12 protein-coding genes and 1 other annotated feature are annotated in these 14447 nt (G+C 36.0%); all 12 genes read left to right on the top strand.

Features of this window, described 5'->3' with window-relative positions; genetic code table 11:
- The first annotated feature begins 81 nt into the window (after nt 1–81).
- The 12 genes from nadB (at nt 82) to NiCM35_RS21375 (ending at nt 14445) form a co-directional block, all read left to right on the top strand.
- Nucleotides 82–1689 (top strand): L-aspartate oxidase, encoded by a 1608-nt coding sequence (gene nadB / locus NiCM35_RS21430; RefSeq protein ID WP_249878583.1) that lies wholly within the window; start codon nt 82–84, stop codon nt 1687–1689.
- Complete coding sequence (nadC, locus tag NiCM35_RS21425; RefSeq protein ID WP_095328464.1) at nt 1631–2467, top strand: carboxylating nicotinate-nucleotide diphosphorylase; 837 nt, start codon at nt 1631–1633, stop codon at nt 2465–2467. The genes nadB and nadC overlap by 59 nt, the downstream gene beginning before the upstream one ends.
- A gap of 22 nt (nt 2468–2489) precedes the next feature.
- Entirely contained in the window at nt 2490–3593 is a 1104-nt protein-coding gene (gene nadA / locus NiCM35_RS21420) for a quinolinate synthase NadA (RefSeq protein ID WP_095328465.1), read from the top strand.
- Nucleotides 3594–3795: 202 nt separating this feature from the next.
- Nucleotides 3796–5283 (top strand): sigma factor-like helix-turn-helix DNA-binding protein, encoded by a 1488-nt coding sequence (locus tag NiCM35_RS21415; protein ID WP_433780733.1) that lies wholly within the window; start codon nt 3796–3798, stop codon nt 5281–5283.
- Nucleotides 5284–5703: 420 nt separating this feature from the next.
- A complete protein-coding gene (gene miaA, locus NiCM35_RS21410; protein WP_433780732.1) occupies nt 5704–6666 on the top strand; it encodes a tRNA (adenosine(37)-N6)-dimethylallyltransferase MiaA in 963 nt (320 codons plus the stop codon).
- 27 nt (nt 6667–6693) lie between these two features.
- Entirely contained in the window at nt 6694–6933 is a 240-nt protein-coding gene (gene hfq / locus NiCM35_RS21405; protein ID WP_031538267.1) for an RNA chaperone Hfq, read from the top strand.
- 564 nt (nt 6934–7497) lie between these two features.
- A complete protein-coding gene (spoVK, locus tag NiCM35_RS21400; protein ID WP_095328468.1) occupies nt 7498–8451 on the top strand; it encodes a stage V sporulation protein K in 954 nt (317 codons plus the stop codon).
- A gap of 156 nt (nt 8452–8607) precedes the next feature.
- Nucleotides 8608–9903, top strand: coding sequence for a GTPase HflX (hflX, locus tag NiCM35_RS21395; RefSeq protein ID WP_433780731.1), 1296 nt, complete (start codon nt 8608–8610; stop codon nt 9901–9903).
- Entirely contained in the window at nt 9904–11172 is a 1269-nt protein-coding gene (locus NiCM35_RS21390; protein ID WP_172859555.1) for a methionine gamma-lyase family protein, read from the top strand.
- Between the two features lie 111 nt (nt 11173–11283).
- A complete protein-coding gene (locus tag NiCM35_RS21385) occupies nt 11284–11703 on the top strand; it encodes a MerR family transcriptional regulator (RefSeq protein ID WP_016204997.1) in 420 nt (139 codons plus the stop codon).
- 33 nt (nt 11704–11736) lie between these two features.
- Complete coding sequence (gene glnA / locus NiCM35_RS21380) at nt 11737–13074, top strand: type I glutamate--ammonia ligase (RefSeq protein ID WP_123257618.1); 1338 nt, start codon at nt 11737–11739, stop codon at nt 13072–13074.
- A 368-nt stretch (nt 13075–13442) separates the two neighbouring features.
- Nucleotides 13443–13695, top strand: a binding site (T-box leader).
- Nucleotides 13696–13743: 48 nt separating this feature from the next.
- Nucleotides 13744–14445: a class I SAM-dependent methyltransferase gene (locus tag NiCM35_RS21375; RefSeq protein ID WP_123257619.1), complete on the top strand. Its 702-nt coding sequence runs from the start codon at nt 13744–13746 to the stop codon at nt 14443–14445.
- The last annotated feature ends 2 nt before the right edge of the window (nt 14446–14447 follow it).

The following is a 14447-nucleotide window of genomic DNA, read 5'->3' as shown; positions in this document are numbered from 1 at the left end:
TATCCATAAAAAACCCTTGCCTTAATTTTAAAACTATGTAAATATAAGTGTCAAGACACCTGTAAAATAGGATGGTGAAAAATGGACACGGATGTATTGATTATTGGTAGTGGAATCGCTAGCTTGCAGCTAGCTAAAAAACTTTCAACAGATTTCAATGTGATAATTCTCACAAAATCTAAAATAGAAAGCAGCAATTCTTATTTAGCTCAAGGTGGAATTGCTGCAAGCATGGGAGATTCAGATGATTATAGAAAGCACGCACTTGATACATTTGAAGCTGGACGCTTTCACAATAATCCTGAAGTAGTAACGAAAATTACAAACGCAGCACCCATCTTAATAAATGAATTGCGGCAGGGGGGATGCAAATTTGATGAGGATATGGCAGGAAATCTTGCATTAGGAATGGAAGGTGCTCATTCGGAAAACAGAGTAGTACACAGTGGCGGTGATACTACTGGAAAACAGTTGATGCAGTATTTAGTGGAAACAAAGACTAATAATATCAAAATCATCGAAAATGTTTTCGTCTATGAATTAATGGTAAATACTAATACTAAACAATGCTTTGGCGCAAAAGGCATATTTTCAGATGGAACACGAACAGAATTTTATAGCGCTCATACTGTTATTGCAACAGGTGGGTGTGGAAATCTTTACACCTATACGAGTAGTGCTTCCACCATTACGGGAGATGGAATTGCGCTTGCTTATTTAGCAGGGGCAAATATTAGCGATATGGAGTTTATACAATTTCATCCTACCCTGCTTTATGTTAACGGAAAAACGATTGGACTGATTTCAGAAGCTGTCAGAGGAGAGGGTGCAAGACTAGTTACAGCTTTTGGAGAGTACGTGATGGAACATGTCCATCCTTATAAAGACTTAGCTCCACGGCATATCGTCTCCCAAACAATTTATCAGTATTTATCGAAAGGGGAACCAGTCTATTTAGATATTTCCATGATTGCAAATTTTCAAGAGAGATTTCCTACAATTACAAATATGTGTCTAAAAGCAGGCATTGATTTGCAGAAAGGTCTGCTCCCAGTTGCGCCAGGCAGTCATTTTTTAATGGGGGGAATTGATACAGACCTGCATGGAAGAACAAATATCGATAATCTTTATGCAATTGGTGAAGCAGCTTGCACAGGTTTTCATGGAGCGAACCGTTTAGCAAGCAATTCTCTCTTAGAGGGTTTATATATGGGGAAAAACCTTGCGACACTTCTTCATAAAAAGCAAAAAATAAAAACGGAAACGATTCAATGGAAAAACGAAGAAAAAAATGAGAATTTCTTTCCGATTTTGCCAGAAAAAGCAGAGATTCAAGATCGAATGATGGAGTATGTAGGCATTGTCCGTAATGGAATCCACTTACGGATGCATCTTGAATGGCTTGAAGGTTTCAGAATAACCAATCTGGAACAGATCTCTTTAGAAAATAAGTCAGTCGAGGAGATAGAAAAGTATTTTATGCTTTTAACAGCTTTTCTAATTACCAAATCTGCATTGGAAAGAAAAGAAAGCAGAGGGGGCCACTTTCGTTCTGATTATCCTATGGAAAAGAATGAATGGATGAAAAAAAAGATCTGCATGAATCGTGAACAAACAAAGGAGAATCAAAATGAACCAATTAAAATTGCAGAAACTGCTGGAAGCATTTTTTATGGAAGATATCGGTGAACGTGATGTGACGACAGATGCGATTTTTCCCAAAGAGCAGCAAGGAGAAATCGTGTTTTTATCGAAGGATAATGGAATTTTTTGTGGGGAAGAGATTATTCAGGTAGGATTCCAAGTTTTGAATCCGGCAACAGAAGTCACAATGCGTATCCATGATGGAGACCGAATGGAAGTAGGTCAAAAATTGGCGACGGTAAGAGGAAAGATTCGTGATTTATTAAAAGGGGAGCGTGTTATTTTAAATCTTGTCCAAAGAATGAGTGGTATCGCCACAAAAACATGTGAAGCAGTAGAAACTTTAAATAGTGGCTACACCAAAATAAGTGATACGCGAAAAACGACACCAGGGTTAAGGATGTTAGAAAAATATGCGGTAACAGTTGGCGGAGGGCATAATCATCGCTTCGGATTGTATGATGCGGTGTTGATTAAAGATAATCATATTGCTTTCGCCGGTTCGATCGCTAATGCTGTAAAAGCGGTTAAACAGTCAATTGGTCATATGGTTAAGGTAGAAGTTGAAACGGAAACAAAGGAACAAATGTTTGAAGCTCTAGCTGCTGGCGCTGATGTAATTATGTTTGACAATCGAAAGCCTGAAGAAATTGTGGAGTGGATTACACATGTTCCAGAAACTGTAACGACAGAAGCATCTGGTGGAATTACATTAGAAAATCTTGCTTCCTATCGAGAGTGTGGAGTGGATTATATTTCATTAGGATTTTTAACCCATTCGGTGAAAGCAGTAGATATTAGTGTGAAAGTAAGCTTTGATTAAAGAGTAAAAAGGGGAGAGGAAAATGAATCTTTTAGAGGGGCTGCAAGCATCAAATACAATACCAGAGAAATACTTGGCCATGTCAAATGCGGAATTAGAAGAAAGAGTGGTTAGTGTAAAGAATCGATTAGGCAAAAAACTATTTATTCCAGGTCACCATTATCAAAAGGATGAAGTTATTCAATTTTCTGATGCTACAGGGGATAGCTTAAAGCTAGCGCAAGTTGCGGCTGAAAATACAGAAGCAGAGTTTATTGTCTTTTGCGGGGTTCATTTCATGGCAGAAACAGCTGATATCCTTACTACAGAGAAGCAGAAAGTCTACTTGCCAGATATGCGGGCGGGTTGCTCGATGGCGGATATGGCCGATATTTATCAGACTAATCGAGCATGGATCAAGCTGCAGGAATTGTTCGGAGACACGATCATACCACTAACCTATGTAAATTCAACAGCAGCCATTAAAGCCTTTGTCGGAGAAAATGGGGGAGCAACCGTAACTTCTTCTAATGCTGAAAAAATGGTATCCTGGGCCTTTACAAAAAAGGAAAGATTACTATTTTTACCAGATCAGCATCTTGGAAGAAATACTGCCTATAATTTAGGGGTTCCTTTAGAGCAAATGGCCATTTGGGATCCGGCTAAAAATGAACTTGTTTATGAAGGCGTGATAGAAGATATTAAAGTAATACTCTGGAAAGGTCATTGTTCTGTACATGAAAATTTTACCGTGAAAAATGTCGAGCAAGTTAGAAAACAATATCCTTACATGAAAATTATTGTCCATCCAGAGTGCAGCAGAGAAGTTGTCGCGGCAGCTGACTTAGCTGGTTCAACCAATTATATTATTGATGTAATCGAAAATGCAGAGTCTGGAAGTGCTTTTGCTATTGGTACGGAAATGAACCTAGTTAATCGGATTATGAAAGAACACCCGGATAAAGAAATTATTTCCCTTAACCCATATATGTGTGCTTGTTTAACAATGAATCGGATTGATTTACCTCATCTCGTATGGTGTTTAGAATCAATTGAAGACAATTTTGAAAGGAATCGAATTAATGTCGAAGAGCCAATAGCGTCTAATGCAAAAATAGCATTGGATAGAATGTTGGAATTATCCTGAATTCTAAGCTGAAAACTGCTTTGTAAAATAAAGGCAGTTTTTTTGGTTAAGTTAAGATGCCATTACATATCGCAACAATAAAAAGAAGTAAGTTATAATTTAACCAGAATATTTATTCAAAGTTGAATTTTCAAACAGATGGTTAATGACAAGTATTCTATCTTCCTTTAAAATATAGGTAATATATGGAGAATGGCGAAAGGTGGAATATACGCTGAATAGACGTCATAGACAATGGAAGAAACAAATACAAGCCTATATAAATGAATGGTATCTTCTAGCATTTTTATTAACTGGAGATAGAGTAACAGCAGAACAATTGTTAAATATGGCGGTAGAACAAGTAAAGGATAAGTGGTCCTATCGCCATTTTGAGCGTTTATGGGCAAAACCAGTAATCAAGGAATATATTAAATTTAGTCGAAATAATGAATGTAATGATAAATATTTGGATTTTAGCACACTATTAAATCGAATAGGTTTGCTAGAAGGAAATGCCCGAGTTGCTTTTTTACTAAAGTATTATTACGGCTTTTCTTATAAGAAAATAGCGCGGAATCTACATATCTCTGAGAGAAAAGCGAAAATAATAATTTATGATGCCCTTCTTCTATGGACAAATAATGGCAAGTTAATTCCCATTGAACAAGTTGAAGCTGCTATAAATAAAGATATAAATCTCGCAAAAAATTTTTTACTAGATTCTTTCCGTTTTGAAAAGAAAAACCAATACATAGAAACTCGCCTTAAAGGTAAGCGAAAGGCACTATTCCTTATCTTTACGATAGTTGTTTTATTTGCTGGTGGATCCATTAATCAGAAAACGCTAGGAAAGACGAGAGTCAGTCTCGGACCGGATGTATATAAAATTTATAAGGAGGGAGGCGTGTTTCAGCTAGGAAGGGAGATTCAACAAAAAGGCTATACCGATATTTATGCCTATCCAGAAGAGGAAAATAATATTTTATATGTCCAATATAGCACAGCAGAGAGTTTAGAAAATAAAGAAGAGGTAACAATGTTCATCGAATCTTATTTAAAGGAAAGGGACTTGGATTACGAAATTAGATATGAAGAGATGAACCAAGTGATTGAAGCAGAACAAACAGATGAACAAACAGATGAACAAACAGATGAACAAACAGCAGAGAATAAACAGCTGGAAATGGAACAAGAAATATACGAATTACTTACATCAAATACCTATTATTATATGCAAAACTATGTAAGTGATTCATCTGGCGAATCAAGGGAAATCCTTTTATCTGAGTCTATTCCAAAAGAAGAAGAAACGATGATCAAGGAAGAAATCAAAAATATTATGACAAAATTTGATAGTGAATGGAACTTCTCATTCGGAAAGGTCGATGCAGAAGTTGTAGAGATGGAAAAAGCAATGTGGAATATTGTACCAGCTCTTTTAGAAGCTTATATGTTTGGCGGCGACAAATATAAAGTATATGATGTCTATCCAACATATGAAGACGAGCAATTGAAATTCGATATATATACTGAATTAGCCTTCACAACAGATGAAGATCGGGCGAAAAACATCGAAACAGCCAAAGAGTTAAAAAGATCTATACAATTCTTTTTCCAACATGAAGACATTCAAAAACTCTTTAACCATGCTCCCTATGTTATAAAAATATATGGAAATAATAGAAAAGAAGTAGAATTCGATATTTAACACAAATATTAGGGAGGGGTCCTATTGAATAAATCGAGGCAAGCTCCAAGTAAAAGAAATCACTCGCTTTGTCACTGATTTTTTGAAAAAGAAAAATACATCCTACATCGTCCAATAATATTATCGGGAAGATACTCTTGGGGGAAGAGAAAGAAGCTTATCAAGTTATTACAGAAGCGGAGAAAAAAGGGATAAAACTATGGCTAGGGGATTTTTCCGAACAAGGGAAAGTAACAGAATAATGTAACCATTTACTCAGCAGAGAAGGAAAAAATAAAAATTGATTGATAAAATTCCGTATATTTCATAAAGGATTGGTAATAATGCTTACAGGTTAAACTGCGCGGAAGAATGTGATAAAATAATAATAATAGCTTATATATATTTTGGCTAAATGTTAGTAAAAGGCAGTTGAATCATTTGACAATTAAAGAAAAAGTTGTGGTGCTAATTGGACCTACTGCTGTAGGAAAGACTAATCTTAGTATTGAACTGGCTAAAAAATACAACGGAGAAATTATTAGTGGAGATTCCATGCAAATATATAAGGGGATGGATATTGCGACAGCAAAAATCTCTCCAGAAGAAATGCAAGGGGTTCCGCACCATTTAATTGATATTGTAGAACCAGACGAAAGTTTTTCCGTCGCCCAATTTCAAGAGCTTGTGCGCAAAAAAATAACAGAGATTACAGCAAGAGGAAAGTTGCCATTTATTGTAGGCGGAACTGGTTTGTATATTCTAGCGGTTTTATACGATTATCAATTTCAAGAAACAGCTTCAGATCAAGCGTTTCGGATGAAACTGGAAGAAATGGCGCAGAGAGAAGGAAGCTTAAGAATTCATGACAGGCTGAAGGAAATAGATCCTGAGGCTGCAGCTGCTATCCATCACCATAATGTACGACGTGTAATAAGAGCACTCGAGGTCTTTCATGTCACGGGAAGAAAAATGTCTGAAATCCAAAAAGAGCAGAAGCAAGAGCCACTCTATGATACAGCATTAATTGGTTTGACAATGGATAGAGAAATTCTTTATGAGCGAATTAACAAAAGAGTCGATCAAATGCTTGAAAATGGATTGTTAGAGGAAGTGGAGCATTTTTATCATCAAGGCATAAGAGACTGTCAGTCCATTCAAGCAATTGGCTATAAGGAAATCTATAAGTATTACGATGGACTTCTAAGCTTACATGAATCGATTGAAGAGTTAAAACAAAATTCAAGAAGATATGCCAAAAGGCAATTAACTTGGTTTCGCAATAAAATGGATGTACAATGGTATGATATGACAGAAACCGTCAAAACAAATGACATAACAAAAAAAATACAGGAAATTTCTTCTTATTTAGAAGGAATGCTAGAGATTAAATCGAATACATAATAGTAGAGAGAAAAGAGGAGGATTTTCATGAAGCAATCAGTTAATATTCAAGATCAGTTTTTAAATCAATTACGTAAAGATGGCACAAACGTAACGGTATTCTTATTAAACGGATTCCAAATACGTGGATTTATAAAAGGTTTCGATAATTTCACGGTATTATTTGAATCAGAAGGTAAGCAGCAGTTAGTTTATAAGCATGCAATTTCTACGTTTGCTCCACAAAAAAATGTACAGATTGATTTAGAAGGCACGCAAGTTCAGTAAAATAGTCTCATTATAGGGCAAATATAAGTCCTATTGTTCAATCGAGTTAAAGATAGGGATACATAGGCATTTGCAGGGAAATGAATATGGAATAGCTTAATGAGAAACAGACTAAATCAAATATAGGTTTAGTCTGTTTTTTTTATCCTTTCTCGTGTATGAAAAAGAATATATTGGTCGTCTGATAACAGTTTTTGGGTTCAAATTATACTGATTTAGTATGGATAAGAATTCAGCTTTAATTGTTTCGGTAAAAAAACGTTTGAAGTTAAAAATATGCTAGCCATTTTATCTCCTTTTTTGCTTAAATATAATATTTGAAATATTTCTTTATTTCAGCATAATAACTTACTCCATAGAATGGACTCTCCAGAAGTCTCCTCGAAAGCACTAAAAAAAATAATCTAAAATAGTTTAATGAATAGTAAAGGTTCTGAATATACATTAACAATGGGGAATAGTAGCAAACAGTATGAATCAATGAAAAGGCTTATAAATAGTGATAAATAATGCTTTTGATGGGCAAGTGTTTAAAGCGTTTTGTTTTAAGAGGAGGTGTGGCTTTTGGAGCATCCAATCCGGATGAAGAATAATGGACAGATCAGCGTAGTAATCAATTCACAGAAAAAGAAGGTTCTTCCAAAGGAAAAGCCAGAAGCTGAGTCAATCCCCAGAAATGTTCCGAGTGAACATGAAGCACTTAGGGAAATTGAAGCGGAATTAGGAAGTCTTGTTGGCATGGATGAAATGAAAAAAATGATAAAAGAAATATACGCATGGATTTATGTAAATAAAAAAAGAGAAGAAAGTGGCCTGAAAACTGGAAAACAAGCATTGCATATGATGTTTAAAGGGAATCCAGGAACTGGTAAAACAACGGTTGCGAGGTTAATTGGCAAGCTTTTTCAAAAAATGAATGTCTTATCAAAAGGGCATTTAATAGAAGCCGAGCGTGCTGATTTAGTTGGTGAATATATCGGACATACAGCACAAAAAACAAGGGATCTCGTGAAAAAAGCAATGGGCGGAATTTTATTTATTGATGAAGCCTATTCTTTAGGTCGAGGTGGAGAGAAGGATTTCGGGAAAGAAGCAATTGATACATTAGTCAAGCATATGGAAGATAAACAGCATGATTTTATACTAATATTAGCAGGCTATTCTAGAGAGATGGATTTTTTTCTCTCATTAAATCCTGGCCTTCACTCCAGATTCCCGCTTGTCATTGACTTTCCCGATTATACGACAGATCAGCTAATGGAAATTGCTGATCGAATGTTAAAAGAAAGGGAGTATGCTTTAAGTCATGAGGCAGAAAAAAAACTTAAAGAACATCTTTCATATGTACGAAATGTCCAGCATCCAAAAAGTTTTTCGAATGGCCGCTATATTCGTAATATCATTGAAAAATCGATAAGAGCACAAGCGATGAGGTTACTATTAGAAAGTAATTATGATAAATACGAACTTATGACTCTTAGAAGTAATGATTTAATGTTAAACTCCCATGAAAAATAAGGATAGCAGGTTATTCTACAAGAAGTAATTCTCGTGGAATAACCTTTTTTCTGTATTTTTCTAAAAAGGCATTTTTACTAAGACATATTTTGGGTAACCTTATAAGGAGCAAATAGAAGAAACATTGTTTGTTTGCTATAATAGATAAAGTTCGACATGGAAAGAAGGTTTACATACTTGAAAGAAACTAAAATAGAAAAAGAAAAAGTAATCCTGGTCGGCTGCGAGACACAAAATGATGCTGCCCGATTTGCATATTCGATGGAAGAACTTGCGAATTTAACGAAAACAGCAAATGGAGAAGTTGTCGCTACTCTAACCCAAATGCGAGAAAGAATTCATCCTTCTACATATATTGGCAAAGGAAAAGTAGAAGAGCTAGAAATGCTTGCAGAGGAGTTAGAAGCAGACTTAATCATTTTTAATGATGAGTTATCGCCAAGTCAGGTGCGTAATGTATCAAAAAATTTGAACGCTAGAATTATTGATCGTACACAGCTTATTTTAGATATTTTCGCTTCGCGAGCAAGATCGAAAGAAGGAAAGCTGCAAGTAGAGCTTGCTCAATTACAATACTTATTGCCGCGTTTAGGCGGTCAAGGTCTGCAATTATCGAGATTAGGAGCGGGGATTGGGACAAGAGGTCCTGGTGAAACAAAGCTTGAGTCAGATAGAAGGCATATTAGACGGAGAATTGATGATATTAAAACGCAATTAAGTGTGATTGTCGAGCATCGTGATCGCTATCGAGAGAGAAGAAAGAAAAACAGAGCATTCCAAATCGCCTTAGTCGGCTATACAAATGCCGGTAAATCGACACTATTTAATCGCCTTTCGGAAGCAGATTCATTTGAAGAAGATATTTTGTTTGCAACTTTAGATCCAATGACACGCAAAATTATTTTGCCAAGCGGATTTTCGGCACTGATTACGGACACAGTAGGCTTTATTCAAGATTTACCAACAACATTAGTTGCTGCTTTCCGTTCTACTTTAGAAGAGGTCCGAGAAGCTGATTTATTGCTTCACGTTGTGGATAGTTCCAATGAGGAATATTATCAGCATGAGGAAACCGTACATAAATTACTTGAAGATTTGGAAATACCTGCAATTCCGCATTTAACGGTCTATAATAAAAAGGATTTAGTGCATCCAAAATTTGTCCCTACATCCAAAACAGAAAGTATTTTAATCAGTGCTTTTGATAAAGAAGACCGGGAACAGCTAAAGCAGACAATTGAACAAATGATGATGGAAAACATGGAATATTATGAAACAACGGTTGAAAGTAATAACGGGAAATTATTGTCGCAGCTAAAAAATGAAACAGTCCTGCGCAGCTTAATTTTTGATGAAGAAACGCAAAACTATTTGTGTAAAGGGTATGCGTTTAAAGAACATGCTATTTTAAACTATAAAAAGTCGATAGAAAAAGAGGAATGGGAGAAATAAATGTATAAACAGTTAACATATGGAACACAGCTAGAAACATTAGTAATGGAAGTGGAAGAACAAATAAAGGAAGTACATCAATCAATCGATAAAAGAATTGATTCCAATCAATTTCGTGTCTTAGCAAGCTTTCAAAATCACAAAGTAAGTGAATCACATTTTATTCCGTCTACTGGGTATGGATATGATGATATTGGTCGCGATACTTTGGAAAGTATTTATGCGGAAGTGTTTGGCGGGGAAGCTGGTTTAGTGAGACCACAAATTATATCAGGAACACATGCTATCAGTACGGCGCTATTTGGAATCCTTCGACCAGGCGATGAACTTCTATATATTACAGGCAAACCGTATGATACATTAGAAGAAATTGTTGGGATACGAGGGGAAGGGACTGGGTCGCTGCGAGAGTTTAACATCGGATATAACAGCGTTAATTTACTTCCAGATGGACAGCCAGATTATGAAAAAATCGCTGCGTCTATCCATGCAAATACAAAAATGATTGGGATACAGCGATCAAAGGGCTATGCAACGAGACCTTCCTTTTCCATTAAAGAAATAGAAAAAATGATTGCTTTTGTTAAAGAAATTAAAAGTGATGTAGTTGTATTTGTTGATAATTGCTACGGGGAATTTGTCGAAGATTTGGAGCCGTGCCATGTTGGTGCTGATTTAATGGCAGGTTCTTTAATCAAAAACCCTGGTGGGGGAATTGCTAAAACAGGCGGCTACATTGTCGGAAAAGAGGAATTCGTTAAAGCTTGTTCTTACCGCATGACGTCTCCAGGTATTGGGGCGGAGGCAGGGGCTTCACTTTACAGTTTACAAGAAATGTATCAAGGGTTCTTTCTTGCTCCACATATAGTTGGTCAAAGCTTAAAAGGAGCAATTTTCACAGCAGCTATGCTGGAGAAATTGGGGATGAATTCTTCGCCTTGCTGGAATGCAAAAAGAACGGATCTTATTCAATCTGTTCAATTTGATGATAAAGACAAAATGATTGCTTTTTGCCAAGCCATTCAATATGCTTCGCCGATAAACTCCCACGTAACGGCATATCCTAATTACATGCCAGGATATGAAGATGATGTCATTATGGCAGCTGGGACTTTTATTCAAGGGGCAAGTATTGAATTAACAGCAGATGGACCTATCCGACCTCCGTATGTTGCTTATGTTCAAGGGGGATTAACGTACTCGCATGTTAAAATTGCTATATGTATTGCCATTAATCAATTATTAGAACAAAAACTGATTACTATTTGAGTATAACAATCTGTTACATCAGTTGGGAAGAAATTGTAACATTAGTTGACATCTTTTTTCCCCAATCATATAATGAAGGGGAATTAAATCAATTTAAAGGAGCCGAATGCTATGTCTGGTAGTCAAATTCGTCGATCGATGCCTCTTTTTCCAATAAGTATTGTCATGCAATTAACAGAGCTGTCTGCTCGACAAATTCGTTACTATGAAGAACACGAATTAGTGGCTCCAGCAAGATCGGATGGCAATAGAAGACTTTTTTCATTATCGGATATTGATAAGTTATTGGAGATTAAAGATCTAATTGATCAAGGAGTAAACCTTGCTGGAATTAAACAAATATTCTCTGTTCAAGAAAAACAAGTGCTGACAGATGAAGTAAAGAAAGAAGCAGAAAAAGCACGCAGAGAATTATCTGATGAGGATTTGCGTAAATTATTGCGTAAAGAATTATTAAATGCAGGTCGTTTTAATGATACTCATCGTCCCTCTATGAGACAAGGAGACATGTCTCGTTATTTTCAAAAATAGATAAGAAGAAAAGTAGGGAGTGGAGGAATAGTCGTGGCTAAAAATTACACTAAAGAAGATATCAAAAGGTTTGCAAGTGAAAGTGATGTGAAATTTATCCGTTTACAGTTCACGGATATCCTAGGAACAATCAAAAACGTGGAAATTCCAATTAGTCAGTTAGATAAGGCATTGGATAATAAAATGATGTTTGATGGTTCTTCTATCGAAGGCTTTGTACGTATTGAAGAATCAGATATGTACCTATATCCTGATTTAAACACTTGGGTAGTATTCCCATGGACTGCTGAAAAAGGAAAAGTAGCACGTTTGATTTGTGATATTTACAATCCAGATGGAACACCATTTGGAGGAGATCCTCGTAATAATCTTAAAAGAGTCTTGAAAGAGATGGAAGATCTAGGATTCACAGATTTCAATCTTGGGCCTGAGCCGGAATTTTTCTTATTTAAATTGGATGAAAAAGGCGCACCTTCTTTAGAACTTAATGATAATGGTGGTTACTTCGATTTAGCACCAACAGACTTAGGAGAAAACTGTCGTCGTGATATCGTGTTAGAATTGGAAGAGATGGGCTTTGAAATTGAAGCATCTCACCATGAAGTAGCACCAGGACAGCATGAAATTGATTTTAAATACGCGGATGCAATTACAGCTTGTGATCAAATTCAAACATTTAAATTAGTTGTTAAAACAATTGCTCGCAAGCATGGACTTCATGCAACATTTATGCCAAAACCATTATTTGGTGTGAATGGTTCAGGTATGCACTGCAACCTTTCTCTATTCAAAAATGGCGAAAATGTTTTCTATGATCCAAAAGGTGAATTAGAATTAAGTGAAACAGCATTGCAATTTATCGCTGGTATCGGTAAACATGCTACTAGCTTTACAGCCATTACTAACCCGACTGTAAACTCATATAAGCGTCTAGTACCTGGTTATGAAGCACCTTGCTATGTTGCATGGTCTGCTAGAAATCGTTCTCCACTAATGCGTATTCCAGCTTCACGTGGCTTAAGTACTCGTGTAGAAGTACGTAGTGTAGATCCAGCTGCTAACCCATACTTAGCAATGGCAGCTTTATTAAAAGCAGGTTTAGACGGAATCGAAAACCAAATGACTCCTCCTGCTCCAGTAGATCGAAATATCTACATCATGAGCAAAGAAGAAAGAATTGCGGAAGGCATTGTTGATTTACCATCAACTTTAGCGCAAGCATTAGATGAGCTAAAGCAAAATGAAACAATGATTGACGCTCTAGGCGAGCATATCTTTGATCACTTTGTAGAAGCTAAAGAGATTGAATGGGATATGTTCCGTGTCCAAGTGCACCCATGGGAGCGCGACCAGTATATGGAAATGTATTGATTAGTAAAAGTCTCGGTATTTAATAAAATACCGAGACTTTTTATATGTGATGGTTTTAAAAGTAAAGCTTGCATAAACTTTGGTTATTAATCATTTAGGAATATTAGTCTTCACTAAATTCTCTGTGTTTATCCTAATCAGTTTCTTCTGAATAAATGCAGATGTTTTAAAAAGTTTTAGTAGAATGGAATGATGGAATTCCATCCAGTTTTTCAGTGGATCTTTGACAGTAAGTTAAGTCATTTAACCTCTTAAATGAATTGTAATACAATGGTGTAGTTAGTGAATCATAAAATATTTTGACAATTTTTTAAATAGGTAATAAAATAAAAAAAACACTTTGAAAAATGGTAAATAAAAACCAAATATATTATGTGATGATGAAGAAGAGTAAACATTAGGAACATTTTAGAGAGCTGATGGTTGGTGAGAATCGGTATGGGAATTTTGTTGAATGGGCTTCTGAGCAACCAAGCTGAATGAATAGTAGGTTATGGCGGAATGTCCTACCGATAAAAAGGACAATATATGGAGCAATTATAAATTGTTTCTGTATAGTAAAGTGCGTTTATTTTTTAATAAACGAACGAAGGTGGTACCACGGGGTTTCTCGTCCTTTATTAGGATGAGGACCCTTTTTTATTTTATAAATTAAGGGGATGAGTAGATATGAGTAAAAATGGGTTAGATTTAGAACGGATCGTTTTTATCGGAAGAACATTTGAGGAATATATGGAGATGTTTTCACTTTCGTTAGACGAATTACAAGGAAAAAAGATTTTAGACTGTCCGGCAGGAGCCTGCTCTTTTACAGCCATCGGCAAGCAAAAAGGACTGGAAGTCACCGCATGTGATATCGCTTATTATCATCCGGGTGAATTGCTTGCCAATAAGGGGAGAAAAGATCTTGAACACGCAATGGAGAGTGTAGAAAAAGCAAAAGAACAGTACGTGTTTGATTATTTTAAAGATGTTAAAGATCTAGCGCAGCACCGAACCCAAGCACTTAATGATTGTGCAGCTGATATGAAAGAGAATCCTGGCTGCTATATTCCTGTGACATTGCCTTCACTCCCGTTTGAAAGTGAACAATTTGACTTGATTCTCTCTGCACACTTTTTGTTTACATACGGTGATCGTCTTAATAAAGTATTTCACCTCGATGTGATTGCAGAATTGCTTCGGATAGCAAAAGAAGAAATTCGTATCTTTCCACTTGTTGATCTTACTGGAAACAGATACGAGCATTTAGATGAGATTGTGAAGATACTCAAAAATAATGGGCATGATGTTGAAGAAGTTCGCGTGCCATATGAATTCCAAAGAAATGCAAATACAATGATGAAAATTAGAAAGAGAAATAAAGAGTAAGG

Origin of the sequence: Niallia sp. M35 (assembly GCF_050971705.1) — a bacterium.
Taxonomy (GTDB): Bacteria; Bacillota; Bacilli; order Bacillales; family Cytobacillaceae; genus Niallia; species Niallia circulans_A.
This window is presented reverse-complemented; position numbering and strand designations above follow the sequence as displayed.

What these genes read in the sequence shown, in the direction of transcription:
- nadA (WP_095328465.1), top strand. Translation starts at nt 2,490, where the DNA reads ATGAATCTTTTAGAGGGGCTGCAAGCATCAAATACAATACCAGAGAAA.
- hfq (WP_031538267.1), top strand. Translation starts at nt 6,694, where the DNA reads ATGAAGCAATCAGTTAATATTCAAGATCAGTTTTTAAATCAATTACGT.
- NiCM35_RS21375 (WP_123257619.1), top strand. Translation starts at nt 13,744, where the DNA reads ATGAGTAAAAATGGGTTAGATTTAGAACGGATCGTTTTTATCGGAAGA.
- nadC (WP_095328464.1), top strand. Translation starts at nt 1,631, where the DNA reads ATGAACCAATTAAAATTGCAGAAACTGCTGGAAGCATTTTTTATGGAA.
- NiCM35_RS21385 (WP_016204997.1), top strand. Translation starts at nt 11,284, where the DNA reads ATGTCTGGTAGTCAAATTCGTCGATCGATGCCTCTTTTTCCAATAAGT.
- hflX (WP_433780731.1), top strand. Translation starts at nt 8,608, where the DNA reads ATGGAAAGAAGGTTTACATACTTGAAAGAAACTAAAATAGAAAAAGAA.
- NiCM35_RS21390 (WP_172859555.1), top strand. Translation starts at nt 9,904, where the DNA reads ATGTATAAACAGTTAACATATGGAACACAGCTAGAAACATTAGTAATG.
- nadB (WP_249878583.1), top strand. Translation starts at nt 82, where the DNA reads ATGGACACGGATGTATTGATTATTGGTAGTGGAATCGCTAGCTTGCAG.